This window comes from Methylobacterium sp. NPDC080182, from assembly GCF_050281105.1.
Taxonomy (GTDB): domain Bacteria; phylum Pseudomonadota; class Alphaproteobacteria; order Rhizobiales; family Beijerinckiaceae; genus Methylobacterium.
Window position 1 is genome coordinate 13,324 of sequence record NZ_JBNNWO010000034.1, and the last position, 21,956, is coordinate 35,279.

The following is a 21,956-nucleotide window of genomic DNA, read 5'->3' on the forward strand; positions in this document are numbered from 1 at the left end:
GGTATCTTTCAAGTGCCGTGATCGGATGACGTGTCCGAGACGCCGGCGCGCAGGTGCGCAGCTCCCCGCCGGCTTCAGCTTACCGTAGGGCGTCGGCCTGTTACGGCCGGGCACGAGAGCAGGCCGGCGCAGATCCGAGCCGGCAACCACGGCGAAGGCGACCCGGGTCGGACGGCCGGACAAGGCCGAACGCACCGGACCGTCGTCCCGTGCAGCGACTACGGCGCGCGGAAGCTCGCCCGCGCGACCAGTCCCGATCCGCCTGCGCGGGAACCGAGCGTGACCGCCCCGCCGATCCGGTCCGCGAGGGCTCGGACGATCGCGAGCCCGAGGCCGCTGCCGTCAGGACCGTCTCGCGTCGCGACACGGTAGAATCGCTCGAAGACCTTCTCGCGCACCTCCGGCGGTATGCCCGGGCCCTCGTCCTCGACGTCCACGCAGGCGCCGGTCTCCGTGCGCCGGACACGGACGACGGTGGTGCCTCCGGGACGGTTGTAGCGGATCGCGTTGTCCACGAGATTGGTGAGGATCTCGCCGACGATGAACGGATCGCCCACGACCGGCACCGCGCCGTCGGGGCGATCGAGCACGATCTCGCCCCCGCGCGCGAGGGCGTGGGGCACCTGCTCCGTGACCACGCGGGCCGCGATGTCGTTCAGGTCGGTGACCGCCGCGGCGGCGTCCGTGGCGGCCGCGCCCGCGTCGGCGCGGGCGAGCGCGATCAGTTGCGCGAGGAGGCGTTCCAGGCGCCGCGCGGCTCCGTCGATATCGTCGATCGCCGCGGCGTGGGCCGGTTCCCCGGGCGTGAGCCTGCGGAGCAGTTCCACGTGCATCCTGAGCACGGCGAGCGGCGTCCGCAGCTGGTGCGAGGCGTCCGACGTGAAGGTGCGCTCCCCCGCGATCGCCTGCTCCAGGCGCTCGAGCAGCGTGTTGAGGGCGAGCACCGGGGCCAGCGCCTCGCGGGGCACCCCGGCCACGTCGAGCGGCTGCAGGTTGATCGCCCCCGGGACCGCCCGCCGGTCGATCGCGTCGCTCAGCCGGGTCAGCGGCCTCAGGCTGCTGTCGATGCTGTACCACGACAGGGCGCCGATCAGGCCCATCAGCCCCAGCTCGGCCAGCGCGAGCCCGGCGAGCAGGCGTCGCTCCAGGCCCTGCCGGGCCTCGCGCGTCTCGGCGACCTGGACGAGGACCGGGTCCGGCTTCCCGTAGACCCGCCGGGCCTGGGCGGCGATCCGCACGGCCGCCCCGCGGACGATGCCGTCGCGATGGGTCGTCACCCCGAGCGGGAGCGTATCGACGTCCAGGCCCGGGAGGTCGCGATAGCCGGTCACCAGCGCCCCGCCGTAGGTGACGCTGTAGTAGATCCGGTCCTGCGCCTGGCTCTCCAGCATCCCGAGGGCGACGCGGGGCAGGTCGACCGACACCTCGCCGTCCTCCACGGTCAGCCGCTCGGCGATCGCCAGGACGGACCCGTCGAGCAGGCGGTCGTGCGTCGTCTCCACGACGTTCCGGATCACGAGCGCGCCGGCGAAGCCGAGCAGCAGCGCGAGCGCCAGGGCCGGGAGCAGCATGCGGACGAGCAGGCGCCGCCGGATCGAGGGCGCGCGCGGCGGGGTCACACCGGCATCAGCAGGTAGCCGAGGCCGCGGATCGTGCGGATCTCGGGCCCGTCCGGCTGCAGCTTCTTCCGCAGGCGGGCGACGTAGAGTTCGAGGGCGTTCGGGGCGACCGCCTCGTCGAAGCCGAAGATCTCGGCGCTGAGCCGTTCCTTCGGGACGGGTTTCCCGGCGCGCGTCATCAGGATGGTCAGGACGGCGAGTTCCCGGCGGCGCAGCGCGACGGGCGCCCCGCCGAGGGTCACGGTGCCCGCGGCCCGGTCGAGCTCCAGCGCGCCGCAGCGCAGGACCGGGTTCGGCACCGCCTGCCCCCGGCGGACGAGCGCCCGCACCCGCGCCTCGAACTCGGCGAGGTCGAACGGCTTGAGCAGGTAATCGTCCGCCCCGAGATCGAGCCCGCGGACGCGGTCGCTGATGGCGTCGCGCGCGGTCAGGATCATGACCGGAACGGTCGAGCCGGCCGCCCGGACGGCCTTGAGGACCTCGAAGCCCGGCAGGCCCGGCAGGCCGAGGTCCAGGACGATGAGGCTGTAGGGTTCGCTCAGCGCGAGTTGCACCGCGTCCGCTCCGTCCGCCTCGTGGTCGACGGCGTATCCGCCGTGCCGGAGGGCGGCGACGAGGCCGCGCGCCAGGGCGGCATCGTCCTCGACGACCAGAACGCGCATGCTCCTCCCGTCATCGATCGTGTTGGCCGAAGCGGTCCTCCGAGTCTAGCATTCCCGCCCGGTCTCTGCACGGCGAAGCTGCGGGGACTCCCGCGGCTCTCGAAGGGCAGACCCTGGTGCGCGCTCCCGCTGTCGTCGGCCTCGTCCTGCTGCTGATGGCCGGTCCAGGCCCGGCCTCGGCACAGGTCGAACCGTCTCCGGCGGCCGAGGGGACCGGGTCCGCCGCGGCCCGCGGCGAGACCGTCGTGGTCGTGCGGGCGACGACCGACGAGGCCGAGGTCGCCGACCTCCTCGCGGGCTTCCGCGAGGCCCATCCCGGCGTGGCGGTCTCCTACACCAAGATGAACTCCGCGACCCTGTACGACGGCTTCGTGGAGGAGGCCGCGGCCGGCGCGGTCGAGGCGGACATCGTGTGGAGTTCCGCCATGGATCGCCAGATCAAGCTGGTGAACGACGGCTACGCCGCCCACTACGCCTCCCCCGAGGCGGCCGCCCTGCCGGCCTGGGCCGTGTGGCGCAACGAGGCCTTCGGCGTCACGGCCGAGCCGATCGCCATCGCCTACAACAGGACGCTCCTCCCGCCGGAGCAGGTTCCCCAGACCCGCGCCGACCTGATCCGAGCCCTGACGGACCACCCCGAGACGTGGCAGGGGAAGGTCGCCGCCTACGATCCGGAGCGGAGCGGCGTCGGCTCGCTCATCCTCGCGCAGGACGCGGACGTGACGCCCCGGACGTGGGACCTCGTCTCTGCCCTCGGGCAGGCTGGCGTGAAGCTCTACACCCGGACGGAGACCATGCTCGACCGCATCGCCGCGGGCGAGGCCGTCCTCGCCTACGGCGTGTTCGGCGCCTACGCCCTCGAACGGGCCCGGCACGATCCGGCGATCGGCCTCGTGCTGCCCACGGACTACACGCTCCTCGTCTCGCGGATCGCCTTCATCGCGAAGGACGCGCCGCATCCCGCCGCAGCCCGCATGTTCCTCGACTACATGCTCTCCCGCGAGGGGCAGGCGCGGCTCGCCGCCCGGTCGCTCACGCCGGCCCGGACGGATGCCCGCCGGGCCGATGACCCGGTCGCGTCCGCCCCGGCCCTGCGGCCGGTCCCGGTCGGGCCGGAGCTGCTGGCCAACCTTGACCAGATCCGGCACGCCCGCATGCTGCGGCGCTGGCGGCGCGCCGTGGAAGGCCGCTGAGACCGGGTCCCGCGACAGCTTCGTGACAGGTTGACCGGCGTATAGCGGCGTCAAGCGCTGCGAAGTCGGCGCGAATACATGGGAGGATTGGTTTGCGGCTGCAGCCCGATCGCCACGAGCGATCGTCAGCCGTTCAGAACCGACGCTTCCCTCGTGCGGTTGCGACCGCTCCGGCGTCTGAGGGAGACAGCAATGATACAGGCCCATCCGTCGAGTTCCAAAGTCGCCACGGTCCTGCGCGTGACCAGCGGCAACTTCCTGGAGATGTTCGACTTCTTCCTGTTCGGCTTCTACGCCACCTACATCTCCAAGACCTTCTTCCCGGTCGGCAACGAGTTCGCCTCGCTGATGCTGACCTTCGTGACGTTCGGCGCCGGCTTCCTGATGCGGCCCCTCGGCGCGATCTTCCTCGGCGCCTACGTGGACAGTATCGGCCGCCGGAAGGGGCTGATCGTCACGCTCGGCATCATGGCGGCCGGCACGATCCTGATCGCCTTCGTCCCCGGCTACGGCACGATCGGCCTGTTCGCGCCCTTCCTGGTCCTCGTCGGGCGCCTGCTGCAGGGCTTCTCGGCCGGCGTCGAGCTCGGCGGCGTCTCCGTCTACCTGTCGGAGATGGCCACCCCCGGCAACAAGGGCTTCTACGTGTCCTGGCAGTCCGGCAGCCAGCAGGTCGCGGTCATGTTCGCCGCCGTGATCGGCTACATCCTCAACCACGCCCTCTCGCTCGCTGACATGAACGACTGGGGCTGGCGGATCCCGTTCTTCATCGGCTGCGCGATCGTGCCGTTCCTGTTCTACATCCGGCGGTCTCTGGAGGAGACGGAGGAGTTCCTGAAGCGCAAGCACCGCCCCTCCATGAAGGAGGTGTTCGGCTCGCTCGCCAGCAACTGGCAGATCGTGCTGCTCGGCATGCTGCTCGTCGGCATGACCACGATCTCGTTCTACACGATTACCGTCTACACCCCGACCTTCGGCAAGGCCGTGCTCAAGCTGTCCGACTCGGACAGCCTTCTCGTGACCTTCTGCACCGCCCTGTCGAACCTGTTCTGGCTGCCGGTCATGGGGGCGCTGTCCGACCGGATCGGGCGCAAGCCGCTCCTGCTGGTGTTCTCGGCGCTGACCCTGCTCACCGCCTACCCGGTGCTGGGCTGGCTGGTGGCCAACCCGAGCTTCGGGAACATGCTGATCGCCCTCCTGTGGCTGTCCTTCCTGTACGGCAGCTACAACGGCGCGATGGTGGTGGCGCTGACCGAGGTGATCCCGGCGAGCGTGCGCACGGCCGGCTTCTCCCTCGCCTACTCGCTGGCGACGGCGCTCCTCGGCGGCTTCACGCCCCTCGTCTCCACGTGGCTCATCGAGGCCACGGGCAACCGCGCGGCCCCCGGGCTGTGGATGGCCTTCGGCGGAGCGTGCGGCCTCGTCGCCACGCTCCTGATCTACCGCCGCGCGACACAGCCGGTCGCTCTGGGAGCCCCCGCGTGACCGGCTCGCCGGGAGCACCCCGCCTCGGAGGCTCCGCGCGCGTCGCGTCGTAGGGGTCACGACAGAGGGGCGGCCGGGACCGGATCGCCGGCCCCCGCCCGCCCCTCCCCTGACTGACCGCCGCGCCGACCGCCCGACACGGGTCCCGTCGCGCGACCTCAGAGATCCAACGTCTTGCGGGCGAAGCTCTCGATGTAGTCGACGAGCCTGTCCGACGCGGCGCCCGCAGCCTCGACATCGCGACGCGCGACCGCCTCGCAGACGTCCGCGTGGAGGTTGGCGGTCAGCGGCAGATCGGCCGCCTGCTTGTAGTGCTGGTACCAGAACCGCCGCGACAGGCCCGCCATGCTCTCCAGCGAGCGCACGGCGAACTCGTTGCGCGAGGCCGTCGCGATCAGCTCGTTGAACTGCCGGTCGAGGCGCATGAACGCCAGATCGTCCGACGCCGCGGCCGCGTCGCGCATGTCCTGCGCGAGCCCTGCGAAGACCTCGCGCTCCTCGCGGGTGGATCGCTCCGCGGCGAGGCGGGCGATCAGGCGCTCCAAGACGCGCCGCGTCTCAAGGAGCCGCAGCTGCGAGCGCACGTTGATGTCCGACACCAGGATGCCGCGCCGCGGCATGACCACGACGAGCCCGTCGCGCGCGAGGCGCTGAAGGGCTTCCCGGATCGGGGTCCGCCCGATCCCGAGCCGTTGGACCAGGTTCTGCTCGCCGAGCACGAGGCCGGGCGGGAGCACCAGGGTCGTGATCATCTCTTCCAGCTGCTGGTAGGCTCGGTCGGTCAGCGTCAGGTCGGGCAGATCGTCGTTGCCGCCCGCGGCATGGGGTGCCTCTTGGGCGGCCTCCTGGGACACCTCCTGGGACGCCCCTTTCACGGCCTTCCGCGCCCGCTTGCGGCCCGGCTCGGCGGCGCGGACGGACGTCGTCTTCCCGGTCACGAAGTTCATGGACGACACCCCCGCCACGGCCGGGCCCGCACACCACGCCGCCATCCGCGTGCATGGGGCGGGCCCGCGCACCGCGCAAGGGCATACGTCTGATATATCTTGCGCATCTTAGTAATATCCTGCATGACGACTCGCCGCATATAACTGCGAGGGAGGTTGAGCCATGGCAGGGCCTGTAGCGATTTCCGCCGGCGACGTGCTGCCGGATCGGGTGACTGCGGACGCCACCGCCCGCGCCGCGGTCGGGTCGGGCGCGCTGATCGCGGCGCGCCTCGAGCGGCTGCCGATGACCGCCTTCCAGCGCAACATCTTCCTCATCATCGCCACGGCGTGGTTCTTCGATTCGATCGATCTCGGCTCGCTCACCTTCCTCCTCGGGTCGATCAAGACCGAGTTCGGCCTGACGACCGCCCAGGCGGGACTGCTCTCGAGCATGAGTTTCATCGGCATGTTCGCGGGCGCGGCCCTGTCGGGCATGCTCGCCGACCGGTTCGGGCGGAAAGTGGTCTTCCAGATCAGCATGGTGTTCTGGGGGCTCGGCAGCCTCTGGTGCGCCTACGCCCCGGACGCGACGATGCTGGGCTATGCCCGCCTGCTGCTCGGCTTCGGCATGGGCATGGAATTCCCGGTGGCGCTCGCCATCGTCTCGGAGTTCCTGCCGACCGCCAAGCGCGGCCGCTACCTCGCCATCATGGAAGGGTTCTGGCCGCTCGGCTTCATCGCGGCCGGCTGTCTCAGCTACGTGCTGCTCAGCTATTTCGACTGGCGCGCCGTCTTCCTCGCGCAGGCCGTGCCGGCGCTGTTCCTGTTCGTGATCCGCTTCCTGGTACCGGAATCGCCCCGCTGGCTCGCCGACCGCGGCCGGCACGCGGAGGCGGACCGGGTGATGGCGCAGATCGAGCGGCAGGTCGCGCTGCGCCTCGACGGGCGTCCGCTTCCGGAGCCGACCGTCCTGCCCGAGCCGGCGCGGGGCGAGCGGCGCTTCTCGTTCCTCGAACTCTGGAGCCCCGGCTACGCCAGCCGCACGGTGATGATCTGGCTGACGTGGTTCTTCGCCCTCTTGGGCTTCTACGGCCTCACCACTTGGCTCGGCGCGCTCCTGCAGGAGGCCGGCTACAGCGTCGCCAAGTCGGTCACCTACACGATCCTGATCTCGCTCGCGGGCGTGCCGGGCTTCATCGCCTCGGCGATCCTCGTCGAGCGCTGGGGCCGCAAGCCCACCGCGGTCCTGATGCTCCTGGGCAGCGCCGTCGCCGCCTACCTGTACGGTCACTCGCCGTCGTTCGGCTGGCTCATCGCCTACGGGCTGATGATGCAGTTCTTCCTGTTCGGCATGTGGTCGGTGCTCTACGCCTACACGCCCGAACTCTACCCGACGCGGGCGCGCGCCACCGGGGCCGGCTGCGCCTCGGCCATCGGCCGCGTCGGCTCGCTCATCGGGCCCTTCGCGATCGGCCTGATCCTGCCGGTGCTCGGCCACGGCGGCGTCTTCGCCCTGGGCGCCGGCTCGTTCGTCATCGCCGCCGCGAGCGTCGGGTTCCTCGGCATCGAGACCAAGGGCAAGTCCCTGGAAGCCATCTCGCACTGACCGGACCGGCCCCGACCGGACGGTGGCGACGTCGCCGCCCGGTCAGGTTGACAACTGATATATCAACAGTATCTCTAGCAAGACAGATCCCGGGCGGGGGCGCGTCGTCCCCCCCATCCCAGCGAGGAGGCGCACCATGGAACTCGCCAACACCCGCATGAGCGAGCGGCAGCGGAACTACCGCGCCAATTACCGCCAGCGCGTGGCCGGCTGGTACAACGGCGTCCTGCACATCGCGATCATCTACACGATCGGCCTGACGGCCCTGTACATCTACGTCTCGAACATCCACGCGCCGAGCTGGATCGAGCTCGCGACGGTCCCGGTCGTGTTCCTGTTCTGCAATTTCTTCGAGTGGTGGCTCCACCGCTACGTGATGCACCGGCCGCAGAGCAATCCGATCGGGCGGGCCGTCTACAATCGGCACACGCTGCAGCATCACCAGTTCTTCACAGACCACGAGATGCGCTTCGCCGACCACCGGGACTACCGGGTGACGTTCTTCCCGCCCTACGCGCTGGCGACGTTCACGCTGATGTCGATCCCCGGCGCCATCGTGCTCGGCAACATCTTCACGCCCAATGTCGGGTGGCTGTTCATCACCACGACGACCAGCATCTACATGATCTACGAGTTCATGCACTTCTGCTGCCACGTCGAGGAGAACTGGTTCGTCCGCAATATGCCGTTCATCAACACGAACCGGCGGCACCACACGGCCCATCACGACCAGTCGATCATGATGGAGCGGAACATGAATCTGACCTTCCCGATCATGGACTGGCTGTTCGGCACCTCGGACCTGAACCGCGGTCTCATCGGGACGCTCTTCAACGGCTACGACACGCGCCACGTGAAGACCGACATGCGCAAGACCGCGCGCACGCCCGGTGCCCCCGAGCCCCGGGCCATGCAGGCCGCCGAGTGACCCGCCGCGTAACCCGCCGCCTAGACTGACGAGCAGCCCGGAACGCCGCCATGGACATGATCGAACCGAACGTCGCCGCGCTCGCGTGGTTCGCCCTCTTCGCCGGGGTCGCCTGCACCGGCTTCTACGTGCTGGCCGGGATGTTCCCGCTGGAGACCCGCCCCGACCTGAGGGCGCGCCCCCTCGGCCTCGCGCTGATCGCGGCCAACGTCCTCCTGCTCGCGGCGCTGACCGGCGGGATGCTCGCCTACGGGGCCGCCGAACTCCGCTGGTCGAGCCTCGTGATCGTGGGCGGCTTCGCCATCCTGTTCGCGCCCGGCCTGTTCAACGTCTGGCCCCAGCGCTGGCGCGACGGCGTCGCGGGCCTGGCGATCGTGCTCGCCGCCCTCTGCGGTACCCTCGGCCTGCTGCAGCAGGTCGGCGCCGTCTTCGTCCTCTGACCCGCACGCGCGATCCGGGAGGGATCCCATGCCGTTTCCGATCAAGTTCGGCCTGTCGGTCGCCGTCGCGCTCGCGGCGCTCGCCGGCTGGTTCTACATGGGCCATCTCGGCCAGACCGGGCCGCGCTGGGCCGTGGCCTTCCTCGGCCCGTTCATGGTGGTCAGCCTCTGGATCTTCCCCGAGGTGATGCGCAACCGCTCCGACGGCCGCACCCCGCGCCACCGGATCCGGGAGGCGCGGTGATGGACAAGGTCTATGCCGGGGACCGGACGATCGACGGGATCGTCGTCACGGTGAACGGGGCGCCGCTGCCGGATCGGGCCGAGGCCAAGTGCTACTCCCGGAACGGCTTCGAGTGGAGCTACGAGGGTCCCGAGCCCTCGCAGCTCGCCTACGCGATCCTGGTGGATCATCTCGGCGACGCGGCGGAGGCGGAGCGCCTGCAATTGCGCTTCATGCGCGGCGTCGTGGCCAACTTCCAGAACGAGTGGGAGATGACGACGGCCGACGTCGCCCGCGTCCTGGAGCGCCTGGATTCGGGCGGCGCGGCGCGGTCCGGCTGAGACCCGAGGCCGCCCTCCGCCGCGGCGCGTCGGGACCGCGGCGGCGTTCCGTAGCGGCCCTGCCTGTGCCATGCTCCCGCGTCCGGAATCCCGGAGTCAGAGCGCAACCGGGCTGCCCAGCCCCGGGCTGGGGGCCTGTCGGAGCGAGGCCAGCATGTCCGACGACCGCTACCACCGGAAGGCGCTCGGCAACCGCCCGCTCCGCCCCGAGACGCTGATGCTCGGTTACGGCTACGACCCGGCCCTGTCCGAGGGCGCGGTGAAGCCGCCGGTCTTCCTGACATCGACCTTCGTGTTCACCTCGGCCGAGCACGGCAAAGCCTTCTTCGACTACGTCTCGGGACGGCGCGAACCGCCGGTCGGCGAGGCAGCGGGACTGGTCTACTCGCGCTTCAATCACCCGAACAGCGAGATCGTCGAGGACCGGCTGGCCGTCTTCGAGGAGGCCGAGGCCGCGCTGGTCTTCTCCTCCGGCATGTCGGCGATCGCCACCACGATCCTGGCCTTCGCGCGGCCCGGCGACGCGATCCTGCACTCGCAACCCCTGTACGGCGGCACCGAGACCCTGATCGCCAAGACCCTGGCCGGGTTCGGCATCGCGCCGTTCGGGTTCTCCGACGGCACCGATCCGGCGAGCGTGCGCGCCGCGGCCGACCGCGCGGCGGGCGCGGGACGCGTCAGCGTCGTCATGGTCGAGACCCCCTCGAACCCGCTCAACACCCTCGTCGACCTGGGCCTCGTCCGGGCGGTCGCCGAGGAGATCGGCGCCCGGCAGGGCGGCGAGGCGCCGGTCGTCGTCTGCGACAACACCCTGCTCGGGCCCCTCTTCCAGCACCCGCTGCGCGAGGGCGCCGACATCTCGGTCTACTCCTTGACGAAGTATGTCGGCGGCCACTCGGACCTGATCGCCGGCGCCGCCCTCGGCTCGGCGGCGCGGATGAAGCCGGTGCGGCTTCTGCGCTCGGCGATCGGCACCGGGCTCGACCCGCATTCCTGCTGGATGCTCGGGCGCTCGCTCGAGACCCTGTCGCTGCGGATGAACGCCGCCAACCGCAACGGCGAGATCGTCGGCCGGATGCTGGCGGCGCACCCGAAGGTGGCGCGCCTCCACCACCTCGCGCATCTCGAGCCGGGATCGCGGCAGGCGCAGGTCTACGCCAAGCAGTGCGCGGCGCCGGGCTCGACGTTCTCGTTCGACATCGTCGGCGGCGAGGCCGAGGCGTTCCGGGTTCTCAACGGCCTCCAGCTGTTCAAGCTCGCCGTCAGCCTGGGCGGAACCGAGTCGCTCGCCAGCCACCCGGCCTCCACGACCCATTCCGGCGTGCCGAAGGCGGTGCGCGACCGGCTCGGGATCACGGACGCGACCATCCGGGTGTCGATCGGGATCGAGCACCCGGACGATCTGGTCGCCGACCTCGCGGCCGCTCTGTCCGTCCTGGGCTAGGGACGCGCCCAATTGCGGCCGGGCGCGGTGCGCACGCCGTCGAGGCGGCTCGGTCGCATCGCCCGGCAACGCGTGTCCGGCAACCGGAGACCGCGCGTTAACGACGCCCCGCATTTCGAACAGTCGCGGCACGACATTGCGGGGACGGGACAGAATTGCGGCCGCGCGGAACTGGTCAGCGCAGGCCTTCCTTCCTAGTGTCTGGCCGCGAAACGCGACGGGACGATCGACGGATCCATGAATTTGGCAACCGGCACCCAGTTCGACACGCGGAGCGGCGCTCCGGGCACGCGCGTGGCCGCCGTAACCTTCGACCCGCGGGTGAAAGGTCTCACCTGGCTGGCGCTGAAGGGCTTTCTGCTCTCGATCGTGACCTTCGGCATCTACAGATTCTGGTACGTCACCAATCTGCGCCGCTTCTTCTGGGAGCGCACCGCGCTCGACGGCTCGCCCGCCGAGTATACCGGCACGGGCAAGGAACTGTTCCTCGGCTTCCTCGTCGCGCTCGCGATCCTCGTGCCGATCTACGTCGCGCTGTTCGCGCTCTCGCTCGTCGCGCCCGCGCTCGCCCCGTTCTCGGTGGTGATCTCCTTCGTGTTCCTGTTCCTGCTGGGACAATTCGCGATCTACCGCGGGCGCCGCTACCGCGCGATGCGGACGCTCTGGCGCGGCATCCGCCTCGGGCAGGACGGCTCGGGCCTCGCCTACGCGGCCCGCGCGGGCGGCTGGTGGCTGCTCACGCTCGTCACCTTCGGCCTGGCCTTCCCGTTCATGCGGGCGAGCCTGGAACGCTACCGCATCGACCACACCCTGGTCGGGACCAGCCGGATGCACTCGACGGCGCGGGGACGCAGCGTGCTCGGTCCCTGGCTCCTGCTGTACGGGGTCGGGCTGGGGCCGCTGATCGGGCTCGGCATCGCCCTCCTGGTCGCGGCGGATTTCTCGCTGCCCACGGACCTCCTGGTACCGAAGCCCGGCGGCAAGGCCGGCCAGACGATCCTCAACCCCGCCTACGCGGCCTCGAAGATCGGCATCCTCCTCCAGGCGATGGGCTTCGTGGCGGCCATCTGCGTGCCCGCGGCGCTGCTCCTGCTCCCGTACTACCGCGCCCGCGAGACGCGGGCATTCATGGGCGCCGCGAGCCTCGGTCACGCCCGCCTCGCCTCGAGCCTGAAGGCGCGGCAGTTCTACTGGCCGTACATCGTCTACATGCTGTCGCTCCTGGGCTTCCTCGTCGTGCTGGGCCTCGTCGCGGCTCTGCTGATCTTCGCCGCACGGGCGGCGGGCGATCTCAGCATGCTCCACTGGCTCGTCGTCCTCATCTACCTGGTCGGCGCGCCGCTGTTCGCGGTGCTCTACGTGCGCGTGGTGCAGGCTCGCCTGTGGGCGGCGGTCGCGACGAGCACGACCGTGACGGATCCCGAAGCCCTGGATGCCGTCCTCGCCTCGTCCCGCGGTGCCGGCAGCGGTCTGCAGGAGGGCCTCGCCGACGCGCTCGACGTCGGAGGCGCGCTCCAGATCGGCTTCTGACGCTTGACCCGCGCTTCCCAGGCGGTCGACGCGACGCCGATCGAGGTCGAGGGCCGCTACTTCGACGGCGTCAGCGCGCGGGCACATCCCGTCGCGCTGCGCCTCGACGACCGCTTCCGCGTCTCCGGGCCCGGAGTCGCCCAGGACTGGAACCTGCTCGACCTGCGCGCCGCCGTGTCCGTGCCGCCGCTGATGCGGATCGGTCCGGCCGGCGAGCCGGTCCGCGTGGAGTTCTCGGACGCGACGCTCGCCGCCGCGCTCGCGGCGCGCTGCCCGGACCTCCATCGCCGGGAGCGCTCGGGCGGCACGGTGCGGCTCGTGCTCTGGTCTCTCGCGGCCGGTCTCTCGGTCCTGCTCGTGGCGGTCTTCGGCGTCCCGCAGATCGCCGGGCTGCTGGCCCCGCTGGTGCCGGACGCGGCCGAGTCGCGGCTCGGGGCGGTGGCGGAACCGCAGGTCCTGCGCTTCCTCGGCGACCCGCCGGCCTGCGCGGAACCGGCCGGCCGCGCGGCGCTCGACACGCTCGTGGCCCGCCTCGTCGCGGCCGGTCGGGCGGAGGGCTCGCTGCCTCCCGAGGTGGCCGTGAGCGTGCGCCGGCACGGCACGGCCAACGCCTTCGCCCTGCCGGGCGCCCGCGTGATCGTGCTCTCGAGCCTCATCGCGCGGGCGCGCTCGGCCGACGAGGCCGCGGCGGTCCTGGCGCACGAACTCGGCCACGTCCGCCGACGCGATCCGACCCGCTCCCTCATCCGGGCGTCGGGCACCTCGTTCCTGTTGAGCCTCGTCCTGGGGGACCTGACCGGCTCGACCATCATCATCGCGCTGGGCGACGCGGTGCTCTCGGCCGGCTACAGCCGCGAGGCCGAGCGGGCGGCGGACGCCTACGCGGTCGACCTCATGACCCGCGCGGGCGGCAACGGCGCAGCGCTCGCCGACATCCTCGAGCGCATCGCCAAGGACAAGCACGACGGGAAGAGCGACGTGCTGGACCTGCTGCGCAGCCATCCCTTCACGCGCGAGCGCGCCGCCGCGATCCGCGCCCAGGCGGGCCCTGCGGCGACCGAACGCCAGATCCTGTCCGGCGCCGCCTGGACGGCACTCAGGGGCATCTGCGGGCCCGAGTCGAAGACGACCGAGCCGTAGGTCCGGATCACCGGGCGGTCGCTGTCCGCGGGCGGCCGCGGCGGACGGCCCGGCTCCGGGCTCCGAGCCGGTCGGTGTCGCCGCGGCCGGCGGCCTGACTGAGATTCTGAGCAACTAATTGCTGTCGGATCGCCCGCCCCTCGGCTTCTGTGACGCCGGCACAGAGGAGGAGCGGATGGCACACCACGCGACCGGGGTTCCGAACCCGCCCCCCTTCGATCCCGAGGCGATCCCGGAGGCCGCCACCCTCGCGCGCGGCGGGACCGGCCTCCGGTTGCAATGGCGCGACGGGCTGACCGCGACGCTGTCGGCGGAGCGGCTGCGGCTGCGCTGCCGCTGCGCGTGGTGCACCCGTGACCGGGTCGAGCGACGCTTTCCTCAGGCCGCCGCCGACATCGCGGTCGCGCGGGTCGAACCGATGGGCGGCTACGCCGTCCACATCGCGTTCTCCGACGGCCACGCCCGCGGGATCTTCCCCTGGTCCTACCTGCGCGCCCTCGTGGCCGAGGCCGTCGACGACCCGCCCGACGCCGCGCAGGCCGCCTGACCGCACGATCCGATCCTCCGGCGATCCCACACGCCCCGCCCCTGACCTGACGCGAGATCTTGCCATGAACGCGTTCGAATCCGCGACGAAGACCGAGATTATCGAGACCGACATCCTGGTGATCGGCGGCGGCACCGGCGGTCCGATGGCCGCGATCAAGGCCAAGGAAGCCGATCCGAAGCTCCGGGTCGTCCTGATGGAGAAGGCCAACGTCAAGCGCTCGGGCGCGATCAGCATGGGCATGGACGGGCTGAACAACGCCGTCGTCCCGGGCTACGCCACCCCCGAGCAGTACGTGAAGGAGATCACCGTCGCCAACGACGGCATCGTCAATCAGAAGGCGGTGATGGCCTACGCGCAGGGGTCCTTCCCGATGATCCAGTACCTCGACAAGCTCGGGGTCAAATTCGAGAAGGACGGCTCGGGCGAGTACAACATGCGCAAGGTCCACCACATGGGGACCTACGTGCTGCCGATGCCGGAAGGGCACAACGTCAAGAAGGTCCTCTACCGGCAGCTCCGCCGCCTCCAGGTCGGCGTGACGAACCGGTACATGGCGACGCGCCTGCTCAAGGGCGCGGACGGGCGCATCGCCGGAGCGATCGGCGTCAACACCCGCACCTCCGAGTTCCTGGTGGTTAAGGCCAAGGCGGTGATCCTCGCCTGCGGGGCCGCCGGCCGCCTCGGCCTGCCGGCCTCCGGGTACCTGTTCGGGACCTACGAGAACGCTGCGAATTGCGGCGACGGCTACGCGATGGCCTACCACGCGGGCGCGCAGCTCGCGAACCTCGAGTGCTACCAGATCAACCCGCTGATCAAGGACTATAACGGCCCGTCCTGCGCCTACGTCACCGGCCCGTTCGGCGGATACACGGCCAACAATCGCGGCGAGCGCTTCATCGAGTGCGATTACTGGTCCGGTCAGATGATGCTGGAGTTCTGGCGCGAGCTGCAGGGCGGCAACGGCCCGGTCTTCCTCAAGATGGACCATCTGCGCGAGGAGACGATCTCCGAGATCGAGACGATCCTGCACTCGAACGAGCGCCCCTCCCGCGGACGTTTCCACGAGCGGCGCGGCACCAATTACCGCCAGCGTCCCGTGGAGATGCACATCTCCGAGATCGGCTTCTGCTCGGGCCACTCGGCCTCGGGCGTCTTCGTCGACGAGTTCGCGCGCACGACAGTCCCCGGCCTCTACGCGGTCGGCGACATGGCGAGCGTGCCGCACAACTACATGCTGGGCGCCTTCGTGAACGGCGGCATCGCCGGGGCCGACGCCGCCGCCTACTGCACGGCCAACGCCCTCGCCGACCATGACCCGGCGGACATCGCCGTCGAGCGCGAACGGGTCCTGGCGCCGACCCGGCGCGTCGACGGGCTCACCCCGCACGAGATGGAGTTCAAGACCCGCCGCTTGGTGAACGACTATCTCGAGCCGCCGAAGGTGACGGCGAAGATGGAGCTCGGCCAGCGCCGCTTCGCCGAGATCCGCGAGGACCTCGACCTGCTCTGCGCCCGCGACCCGCACGAGCTGCACCGGGCGCTCGAGATGCAGACGATCCTCGACTGCGCCGACATGGCGGCGGCCGCCTCGCTCTACCGCACCGAGAGCCGTTGGGGCTTCTACCACCTGCGCGTCGACTATCCCGAGACGAACGACGCCGAGTGGGCCTGCCACACGGTCCTGTTCAAGGACGGCCAGGGCCGGATGGCCCACGCGAAGCGCGCCGTCGACCCGTTCATCGTGCCGGTCGCCGCCGAGGAGATGGGCGCCTACCACCAGCTCCGCATCAAGACGCCGGCCGCCGCCGAGTAATCCCGCCCCGTACCGGAGATCGATCCATGCCGATCATCAATCAGGCCAGCAGCGCCGCGGTCGTCATCGACGACGCCAAGTGCATCGCCGAGAAGGGCTGCCGCGTCTGCGTCGACGTCTGCCCGCTCGACATCCTCGCGATCGATGAGACCCGGCAGAAGGCCTACATGAAGTACGACGAGTGCTGGTACTGCATGCCCTGCGAGGTCGACTGCCCGACGAACGCGGTCAAGGTCAATATTCCCTACTTGCTGCGCTGAGGCCGACCATGAGCCCCGTGTTCGATTCCTTCGACGACGATCTCGACGACGTGGCCGAGCGCTGCGCGAGTGCCGACGCCGGCGTCCGGCGCGTCGCGATGATGGAGCTCGCCGAGGCCGTCGGCCCCGCGGCGAAGGTCCTGCTCCTCAAGGGCCTCGGCGATCCGGACGCGGCCGTCCGCGCCGCGGCGGCCAAGGCGCTGGACGAGCACGACGGCGCGGACGTCGTCGAGGGCCTCGTGCGGTCCCTGGAGGACGACGACGAGGCCGTGCGCCGCACCGCCGCCGATACCCTGGCCGAGAAGAAGGAGCCGGCCTGCGGGCCGCTCCTGATCGAGCGCGCCGCGCACACCGACCCGTTCGTGCAGGCCTCTGCCCTGCGGGCCCTGCGCGAGCTCGTCCTGCCGGACGCCCTGTCGGCCGCGCTGAAGGCGCTCCAGAGCCCGTCCCCGGAGGTGCGCCGCGAAGGTCTCGGCGTCATCGGCTACCTCAAGGCCGAGGAGGCGCTGCCGGCGCTGATCGCCACCGCGGGCGATCCCGACCCGACGGTCCGGCGCGCCACGATGGCGGCGCTGGTCTTCCTGCGCCCCGGCGGTCCGGGCATCGGCACGCTGATCGCCGGCCTGTCCGACGAGCACTGGCAGGTTCGCGAGGAGGCGGCCGTCTCCTGCGCCAAGATCCGTTTGCCCGAGGCGACGGCGCCCCTGATCGCCGTGATGGACGATCCCGTCTGGCAGGTCCGCACCAAGGCGGCCAATGCCCTGGGCCGGATCCGGGCGCCGGCGGCCGTCGAGATCCTGGGCCGGGCGCTGACCTCGGAGGTCAGCAACCTGCGCAAGGAGGCGGCCGCGGCCCTCGGCGAGATCGCCGACCCGCGGGGCCTCTCGGCCCTCGAGGCGGCCGCCAACGATCCCGATCCCGACGTGCGCAAGCTCATCCAGTGGGCGATCGGACGCTGTCAGGGACGCCCCTGATCGATCCGGCCGTCTCGGCCTCGTCGCGGCGCCGCATCCTCCGGGTGCGGCGCCGCTTCACGTCCGCTCGGCTCCGCGATATCCAGACGCTGCCGGTGCCGGCGGCCAGTTTAGAGCTGGTACAGGGTTTGCTGCGCCGCGGCAGGTAGGATGCTGGAGGCGGCAATGCAGACCACGGCGCCGATACGCCCGTCTCAGGCCCCGGCGGGGCTCCAGACCCAGGCGAGCGCCCTCCTGTTGTCCGAGGCCGCGCCCAAGGCCGGAACCGGGCAGCGCCCTCTCCTCGACGGGCTGACCGAGCGCGAGGTCGCCCTCGTGCTGGAGAAGGGCCGGCGGCGCGTGCTCTACCGCGGCGCGACCCTGTTCACCCAGGAGACGCCCAACGACGGGATCTGGATCGTCGAGAGCGGCCGCATCCGGGTCTTCTACGCCGCGCCGTCCGGTCGCGAGATCACGCTGGCCTACTGGTACCCCGGCAACTTCGTCGGCGGTCCCGACGTGTTCGGCGCCGGCCTCCACAAATGGTCAGGCATGGCGGCGAGCAATTCCAGCGTGCTGCACCTACCGGCCAAGGCGCTCCGGCAGCTCGTGACGCAGATCCCGGCCCTCGCGATCGGGGTGATCGACGGCCTGACCTTCAAGGGCCGCTGCTACTCGACCCTGGCCCAGATGCTCGGGACCCGCTCGATCACCGAGCGCCTCGCCCACCTGCTCCTGCACCTGTGCGACCTCTACGGCGTCGCGGAGGAGGACGGGACGGTGATCGCGGCGACCTTCACGCACGCCGACCTCGCCCACATGGTCGGCGCCACACGGCAATGGGTGACGATCAGCCTGAAGCGGCTCTCGGAGCAGGGCGTCCTCGTCACGCGGCGCACGCAGATCGTCGTGCTGCGTCCCGACATCCTCGCGGCGATGCGCGGCGGCGAGGAATGCGCCTAAAACGCGAGCGTCCCGCACAAAACCGCAGCACATCCGGAGCCGCTCGACTTTTTTGCGCAACTAATCGACCCGCAGGCGTCCTCGGCATTTGATCGGACGCGCCGCAGCGCCCGATCATGCCGTCGATGTCTTCGCGACATCGGGCCGAAATGTTGGAGCGGGCGATGACTGGACGATTTCCCGGGCTCAGATCGGTCTCCGCTCTCGCGCTCCTCGCGCTGGCGGGCGCCGGGATCGGGGCACCGGCCCGCGCCGAGACCCTCACCGTCGGCATCGGCACGCAGGACACGACGACCAACACCGCGACGGTAGGCGTGGTGATCCGCCAGCTCAAGCTGCTGGAGAAGTACCTGCCCAAGACCGGCAAGTACGCCGGCACGACCATCCAGCTCGACTGGCAGAACTTCACGTCCGGGCCGCCGGTCACGAACGGCATGATGGCCGGGAAGCTGCAGTTCGGCGCGATGGGCGACTACCCGCTCGTCGTCAACGGCGCGACGTTCCAGAACAATCCCGAGAGCCAATCGCGGCTGATCGCGGTCGCCGCCTACAATCTCCACGGATCCGGCAACGGGATCGTGGTCAACAAGGCTTCCGAATACTTCTCGTTCGAGGATCTGAAAGGCAAGGTCGTCAGCGTGCCCTTCGGGTCGGCGGCCCACGGGATGGTCCTGAAGGCGCTGCAGGACAAGGGCTACCCGGCCACCTATTTCCGCCTGGTCAGCCAGAGCCCGGAGGTCGGCTCGACCAATCTCCAGGAGCGGAAGATCGACGCGCACGCGGATTTCGTCCCCTTCGCCGAACTTCTGCCGTTCCGCGGCTTCGCGCGCAAAGTGTTCGATGGCGTCGAGACCAACCTCCCGACCTGGCACGGCGTGGTCGTGCGCTCCGACTTCGCCGACCGCTACCCCGAGATCGTCGAGGCCTACCTGAAGGCCGTCCTCGACGCCGACGCCTGGGTCAAGGCCGATCCGAAGCGCGCCGCCGAGCAGATCGCGGCCTGGACCGGCACCGACAAGGAGGTGGTCTACATCTTCCTCGGGCCCGGCGGGATCATGACCGTCGATCCCACGATCAAGCCGCAGCTGGTCGAGGCCGCCCGCGAGGACGTCAAGGTCCTGCAGCGGCTCGACCGGATCAAGACGTTCGACGTCGGTCCGTGGGTCGACGACGGGCCGCTGCGCAAGGTCTTCGCCGAGCGCGGCCTGGACTACGCGCAGCAGCGCGCGAGCACCGCCAATTACGAGGTGCGCGGCGAGGACACGTACTGCAAGAGGCCCGTCACCGAGCCGCGCAAGGCCGGCGAGATCTGGGTGAAGGGCGGGGCGATCCAGCCCTACGCGAGCGCGGCCTGCACGCTCGGCGCGCTGAACGAGATGAAGTCCAAGGGGCAGGCCGTCGACGTCGCCTACGTCTTCGACACGGCCCGCGGCATCAAGCTGTTCGCCCGGGAGGCCTTCTACGTCGTCGACGGCAAGGGCGGCATCGCGCCGTTCCTGCTGAAGCAGGACGCCGAGGCCGCGGCGCGAGGCGGCGGCACGGTGATGCCCTACGACGAGGCCCTGAAGGCCGCTGTGACGGGAGGCTAGAACCGCATGGAAGCTGTCGCTCTCCGGCCCGCCGCCGAGTCGCGCCCGCCGCGGGCGGCGCCCCTCCCGCCGCCGGCCGCGTCCACCCGCCCCGCGACCGGCCGCGTCCGCCGCTGGCTGCGGCTGCATCACGGCGCGTTCCGAGCCGCGCTGATCGGGCTCACCTCCCTGATCCTGTTCGTCGCGCTCTGGCAGTATCTGACCGCGAACCGCGTGACCCTCTACGTGCGGTTCCTGAACATCCCGACGCCGATGGACGTCGTGGACCGCGCGGCGATCGCCCTGCGCAGCCCGAACTTCGGCGACCACGTGCTCATCTCCTGCCGCCGGATCCTCTTCGGTTTTCTCCTGGCCGGCGGCGTCGCCGTGCCGCTCGGGCTCCTCATGGGGCGTTACCGCCTCCTGCGCGAGATCGCCTTCCCGATCTGCGAGGTGCTGCGGCCGATCCCGGCGATCGCTTGGGTGCCGATGGCGATCATGCTCTGGCCGACCAACGAGGGCTCGATCGTCTTCATCACCTTCCTGGGCTCGTTCTTCCCGATCCTGATCAACACCCTCCAGGGCATGGTCCAGGTCGACCCGGTCCTAGTGCGGGCCGCACGCTGCCTCGGCGCCCGCGAGGCGGCGGTGTTCCGCGAAGTCTACCTGCCGGCCTCGCTACCGCAGATCTTCACCGGGCTGACGGTCGGCATGGGGGTGGCCTGGGTCTCGCTGATCGCCGCCGAGATGATCTCCGGCCAGTTCGGCATCGGCTACTTCACCTGGGAAGCCTACTCGCTGGTCCAGTACCCGGACATCGCCCTCGGTATGATCACGATCGGGCTGCTCGGCCTCGGCTCCAGCTTCGCGATCCGTCTCGTGGGCCGCCTCGTCATGCCCTGGGCCGCGGCCCGCTAAGCCTCCGCCCGCCGCCCGGCGCGGTCCTCGCCGGACCGGTCCTCCACGCGCGTCACCAATCGGGAGCTTGCCATGGCCGAATCGAGCCGGGGCCTGATCGAGGTCAGCGACTTCTGCCTGCGCTACGAGACGATGGAGGGATCCGTCGAGGCCGTCTCGAACGCCTCGCTCACCGTCCATCCCGGCGAGTTCGTGTCGATCATCGGGCCCTCGGGCTGCGGGAAGTCGACGCTGCTCAACGCGCTGGCCGGCTTCCTCAAGCCGTCGTCCGGGCGGGTCACCGTCGACGGCGAGGCGATCGCGGGACCGAGCGCGGATCGCGGCATGATCTTCCAGCAATACTCACTGTTTCCCTGGAAGACGGTGCGCGAGAACGTCGAGTTCGGCCTGAAGATGAAGGGCGTCCGGCGCAGCGAGCGCGAGCGGCAGGCGCGGACGCTGCTCGGCCTCGCCGGCCTCACGGCGTTCGAGAACCACTATCCGGACCGATTGTCCGGCGGGATGAAGCAGCGTGTCGGCATCGTGCGCGCGCTCGCCACCGGCCCGCGCATCCTGCTGCTCGACGAGCCGTTCGGCGCCCTGGACGCGCAGACGCGGCTGATCATGCAGCAGATCCTCACCAACATGTGGCAGCGCCTGAAGATCTCGGTGCTGTTCGTGACCCACGACATCGACGAGGCGATCTTCCTCTCCGACCGCGTCTACGTGATGACCGCGCGTCCCGGGAGCATCAAGGCCGAAATCGTGGTGCCCCTGCCCCGCCCGCGCCAGCCGGCCCTGACCCTGTCGTCCGAGTTCCTGGGCCTGCGCCGGGGGCTGATGTCGCTGATCCGAGAGGAGAGCCTCCGCGCGATGGGCGGCGAGGTCAGCGCCGAGGCGATGAAGGGACTGGCGATCGATCTCGAGGGCCAGGATCTCCCCGCGCTGCTCTGACCCCTGCGCCGAGGTGCGAAGTCATGACCTATGTCGTCACCGAGAACTGCATCCGCTGCAAGTACACCGACTGCGTCGAGGTCTGCCCGGTCGACTGCTTCTACGTCGGCGAGACCATGCTGGTGATCAAACCGGACGAGTGCATCGATTGCGGCGTCTGCGAGCCCGAATGCCCGGCCGATGCCATCAGGGCCGACACCGAACCGGAGATGGCGGCCTGGAAGACCTTCAACGCCAAGTACGCCGATCTCTGGCCCAACATCACCGAGAGGACCGAGCCGGCCGACGACGCCGCGGCGTGGGACGGCCGCGGCGGCAAGCTGCTCGACCTGTTCGGGACTGCCGACCCGGCGTCCGCCTGAGCGAGGACTGATCCGTCGATGAGCAAGTTCTACGAGGAGCGCGTTCTGTCGGTCCACCACTGGACCGACAACCTGTTCTCGTTCCGCACGACGCGG

22 protein-coding genes and 1 pseudogene are annotated in these 21,956 nt (G+C 70.4%); 20 read left to right on the top strand and 3 right to left on the bottom strand.

Annotated elements, in window-relative coordinates:
* Positions 1–218 precede the first annotated feature (218 nt).
* A complete protein-coding gene (locus tag ACQKQD_RS32140) occupies positions 219–1,619 on the bottom strand; it encodes a sensor histidine kinase (protein WP_207904169.1) in 1,401 nt (466 codons plus the stop codon).
* Complete coding sequence (locus ACQKQD_RS32145; RefSeq protein ID WP_020095782.1) at positions 1,616–2,281, bottom strand: response regulator; 666 nt, start codon at positions 2,279–2,281, stop codon at positions 1,616–1,618. The genes ACQKQD_RS32140 and ACQKQD_RS32145 overlap by 4 nt, the downstream gene beginning before the upstream one ends.
* A 116-nt stretch (positions 2,282–2,397) precedes the next feature.
* Between ACQKQD_RS32145 and ACQKQD_RS32150 the strand changes: the two genes are divergently transcribed.
* Positions 2,398–3,474: an ABC transporter substrate-binding protein gene (locus ACQKQD_RS32150; RefSeq protein ID WP_132368321.1), complete on the top strand. Its 1,077-nt coding sequence runs from the start codon at positions 2,398–2,400 to the stop codon at positions 3,472–3,474.
* A 192-nt stretch (positions 3,475–3,666) separates the two neighbouring features.
* Positions 3,667–4,959: an MFS transporter gene (locus ACQKQD_RS32155; RefSeq protein WP_427510726.1), complete on the top strand. Its 1,293-nt coding sequence runs from the start codon at positions 3,667–3,669 to the stop codon at positions 4,957–4,959.
* A gap of 158 nt (positions 4,960–5,117) precedes the next feature.
* On the opposite strand, the gene ACQKQD_RS32160 is transcribed toward ACQKQD_RS32155, so the two are convergent.
* The gene (locus ACQKQD_RS32160) at positions 5,118–5,906 is read right to left on the bottom strand and encodes a GntR family transcriptional regulator (protein WP_091927999.1); all 789 of its coding nucleotides are present in this window, start codon (positions 5,904–5,906) and stop codon (positions 5,118–5,120) included.
* A 163-nt stretch (positions 5,907–6,069) separates the two neighbouring features.
* Between ACQKQD_RS32160 and ACQKQD_RS32165 the strand changes: the two genes are divergently transcribed.
* The 18 genes and pseudogenes from ACQKQD_RS32165 to ACQKQD_RS32250 all read left to right on the top strand — a co-directional run.
* Positions 6,070–7,494: an MFS transporter gene (locus tag ACQKQD_RS32165; RefSeq protein ID WP_026605338.1), complete on the top strand. Its 1,425-nt coding sequence runs from the start codon at positions 6,070–6,072 to the stop codon at positions 7,492–7,494.
* A 136-nt stretch (positions 7,495–7,630) separates the two neighbouring features.
* Positions 7,631–8,422: a sterol desaturase family protein gene (locus ACQKQD_RS32170; protein ID WP_427510727.1), complete on the top strand. Its 792-nt coding sequence runs from the start codon at positions 7,631–7,633 to the stop codon at positions 8,420–8,422.
* A gap of 50 nt (positions 8,423–8,472) precedes the next feature.
* On the top strand, positions 8,473–8,862 hold the full coding sequence (locus tag ACQKQD_RS32175; protein ID WP_100253679.1) for a hypothetical protein: 390 nt from the start codon (positions 8,473–8,475) through the stop codon (positions 8,860–8,862).
* 28 nt (positions 8,863–8,890) lie between these two features.
* Complete coding sequence (locus ACQKQD_RS32180) at positions 8,891–9,106, top strand: hypothetical protein (RefSeq protein WP_020095789.1); 216 nt, start codon at positions 8,891–8,893, stop codon at positions 9,104–9,106.
* The gene (locus ACQKQD_RS32185; RefSeq protein ID WP_091927949.1) at positions 9,106–9,426 is read left to right on the top strand and encodes a DUF6166 domain-containing protein; all 321 of its coding nucleotides are present in this window, start codon (positions 9,106–9,108) and stop codon (positions 9,424–9,426) included. Before ACQKQD_RS32180 ends, ACQKQD_RS32185 begins: the two co-directional genes overlap by 1 nt.
* 154 nt (positions 9,427–9,580) lie before the next feature.
* Positions 9,581–10,870 carry a cystathionine gamma-synthase family protein gene (locus ACQKQD_RS32190; protein WP_427510728.1) on the top strand — a complete coding sequence of 430 codons (1,290 nt, stop codon included), beginning with the start codon at positions 9,581–9,583 and terminating at the stop codon, positions 10,868–10,870.
* A gap of 237 nt (positions 10,871–11,107) precedes the next feature.
* The gene (locus ACQKQD_RS32195) at positions 11,108–12,400 is read left to right on the top strand and encodes a YjgN family protein (protein WP_427510729.1); all 1,293 of its coding nucleotides are present in this window, start codon (positions 11,108–11,110) and stop codon (positions 12,398–12,400) included.
* Between the two features lie 3 nt (positions 12,401–12,403).
* Complete coding sequence (locus ACQKQD_RS32200; RefSeq protein ID WP_427510730.1) at positions 12,404–13,540, top strand: M48 family metallopeptidase; 1,137 nt, start codon at positions 12,404–12,406, stop codon at positions 13,538–13,540.
* Between the two features lie 175 nt (positions 13,541–13,715).
* Positions 13,716–14,087 carry a DUF971 domain-containing protein gene (locus ACQKQD_RS32205; protein ID WP_042673375.1) on the top strand — a complete coding sequence of 124 codons (372 nt, stop codon included), beginning with the start codon at positions 13,716–13,718 and terminating at the stop codon, positions 14,085–14,087.
* Between the two features lie 64 nt (positions 14,088–14,151).
* Complete coding sequence (locus ACQKQD_RS32210; RefSeq protein ID WP_020095795.1) at positions 14,152–15,903, top strand: fumarate reductase/succinate dehydrogenase flavoprotein subunit; 1,752 nt, start codon at positions 14,152–14,154, stop codon at positions 15,901–15,903.
* Between the two features lie 26 nt (positions 15,904–15,929).
* Positions 15,930–16,163 (top strand): 4Fe-4S dicluster domain-containing protein, encoded by a 234-nt coding sequence (locus ACQKQD_RS32215; RefSeq protein ID WP_020095796.1) that lies wholly within the window; start codon positions 15,930–15,932, stop codon positions 16,161–16,163.
* Positions 16,164–16,171: 8 nt separating this feature from the next.
* A complete protein-coding gene (locus tag ACQKQD_RS32220) occupies positions 16,172–17,137 on the top strand; it encodes a HEAT repeat domain-containing protein (RefSeq protein ID WP_020095797.1) in 966 nt (321 codons plus the stop codon).
* Positions 17,138–17,302: 165 nt separating this feature from the next.
* Positions 17,303–18,079: a Crp/Fnr family transcriptional regulator gene (locus ACQKQD_RS32225; protein ID WP_091682861.1), complete on the top strand. Its 777-nt coding sequence runs from the start codon at positions 17,303–17,305 to the stop codon at positions 18,077–18,079.
* Between the two features lie 164 nt (positions 18,080–18,243).
* On the top strand, positions 18,244–19,668 hold the full coding sequence (locus ACQKQD_RS32230; RefSeq protein WP_026605340.1) for an ABC transporter substrate-binding protein: 1,425 nt from the start codon (positions 18,244–18,246) through the stop codon (positions 19,666–19,668).
* A gap of 6 nt (positions 19,669–19,674) precedes the next feature.
* A complete protein-coding gene (locus tag ACQKQD_RS32235; protein ID WP_091927944.1) occupies positions 19,675–20,565 on the top strand; it encodes an ABC transporter permease in 891 nt (296 codons plus the stop codon).
* A 72-nt stretch (positions 20,566–20,637) separates the two neighbouring features.
* Positions 20,638–21,498, top strand: coding sequence for an ABC transporter ATP-binding protein (locus tag ACQKQD_RS32240; RefSeq protein ID WP_091682857.1), 861 nt, complete (start codon positions 20,638–20,640; stop codon positions 21,496–21,498).
* Positions 21,499–21,521: 23 nt separating this feature from the next.
* Positions 21,522–21,860, top strand: coding sequence for a ferredoxin FdxA (gene fdxA / locus ACQKQD_RS32245; RefSeq protein ID WP_091682855.1), 339 nt, complete (start codon positions 21,522–21,524; stop codon positions 21,858–21,860).
* Between the two features lie 18 nt (positions 21,861–21,878).
* Positions 21,879–21,956, top strand: a pseudogene (locus tag ACQKQD_RS32250) (ferredoxin--NADP reductase); the annotation flags it as partial.

What these genes read in the sequence shown, in the direction of transcription:
- ACQKQD_RS32160 (WP_091927999.1), bottom strand. Translation starts at nt 5,906, where the DNA reads ATGAACTTCGTGACCGGGAAGACGACGTCCGTCCGCGCCGCCGAGCCG.
- ACQKQD_RS32175 (WP_100253679.1), top strand. Translation starts at nt 8,473, where the DNA reads ATGGACATGATCGAACCGAACGTCGCCGCGCTCGCGTGGTTCGCCCTC.
- ACQKQD_RS32195 (WP_427510729.1), top strand. Translation starts at nt 11,108, where the DNA reads ATGAATTTGGCAACCGGCACCCAGTTCGACACGCGGAGCGGCGCTCCG.
- fdxA (WP_091682855.1), top strand. Translation starts at nt 21,522, where the DNA reads ATGACCTATGTCGTCACCGAGAACTGCATCCGCTGCAAGTACACCGAC.
- ACQKQD_RS32235 (WP_091927944.1), top strand. Translation starts at nt 19,675, where the DNA reads ATGGAAGCTGTCGCTCTCCGGCCCGCCGCCGAGTCGCGCCCGCCGCGG.
- ACQKQD_RS32185 (WP_091927949.1), top strand. Translation starts at nt 9,106, where the DNA reads ATGGACAAGGTCTATGCCGGGGACCGGACGATCGACGGGATCGTCGTC.
- ACQKQD_RS32240 (WP_091682857.1), top strand. Translation starts at nt 20,638, where the DNA reads ATGGCCGAATCGAGCCGGGGCCTGATCGAGGTCAGCGACTTCTGCCTG.
- ACQKQD_RS32215 (WP_020095796.1), top strand. Translation starts at nt 15,930, where the DNA reads ATGCCGATCATCAATCAGGCCAGCAGCGCCGCGGTCGTCATCGACGAC.
- ACQKQD_RS32230 (WP_026605340.1), top strand. Translation starts at nt 18,244, where the DNA reads ATGACTGGACGATTTCCCGGGCTCAGATCGGTCTCCGCTCTCGCGCTC.
- ACQKQD_RS32155 (WP_427510726.1), top strand. Translation starts at nt 3,667, where the DNA reads ATGATACAGGCCCATCCGTCGAGTTCCAAAGTCGCCACGGTCCTGCGC.
- ACQKQD_RS32190 (WP_427510728.1), top strand. Translation starts at nt 9,581, where the DNA reads ATGTCCGACGACCGCTACCACCGGAAGGCGCTCGGCAACCGCCCGCTC.
- ACQKQD_RS32180 (WP_020095789.1), top strand. Translation starts at nt 8,891, where the DNA reads ATGCCGTTTCCGATCAAGTTCGGCCTGTCGGTCGCCGTCGCGCTCGCG.
- ACQKQD_RS32170 (WP_427510727.1), top strand. Translation starts at nt 7,631, where the DNA reads ATGGAACTCGCCAACACCCGCATGAGCGAGCGGCAGCGGAACTACCGC.
- ACQKQD_RS32220 (WP_020095797.1), top strand. Translation starts at nt 16,172, where the DNA reads ATGAGCCCCGTGTTCGATTCCTTCGACGACGATCTCGACGACGTGGCC.
- ACQKQD_RS32165 (WP_026605338.1), top strand. Translation starts at nt 6,070, where the DNA reads ATGGCAGGGCCTGTAGCGATTTCCGCCGGCGACGTGCTGCCGGATCGG.
- ACQKQD_RS32210 (WP_020095795.1), top strand. Translation starts at nt 14,152, where the DNA reads ATGAACGCGTTCGAATCCGCGACGAAGACCGAGATTATCGAGACCGAC.
- ACQKQD_RS32205 (WP_042673375.1), top strand. Translation starts at nt 13,716, where the DNA reads ATGGCACACCACGCGACCGGGGTTCCGAACCCGCCCCCCTTCGATCCC.
- ACQKQD_RS32225 (WP_091682861.1), top strand. Translation starts at nt 17,303, where the DNA reads ATGCAGACCACGGCGCCGATACGCCCGTCTCAGGCCCCGGCGGGGCTC.
- ACQKQD_RS32145 (WP_020095782.1), bottom strand. Translation starts at nt 2,281, where the DNA reads ATGCGCGTTCTGGTCGTCGAGGACGATGCCGCCCTGGCGCGCGGCCTC.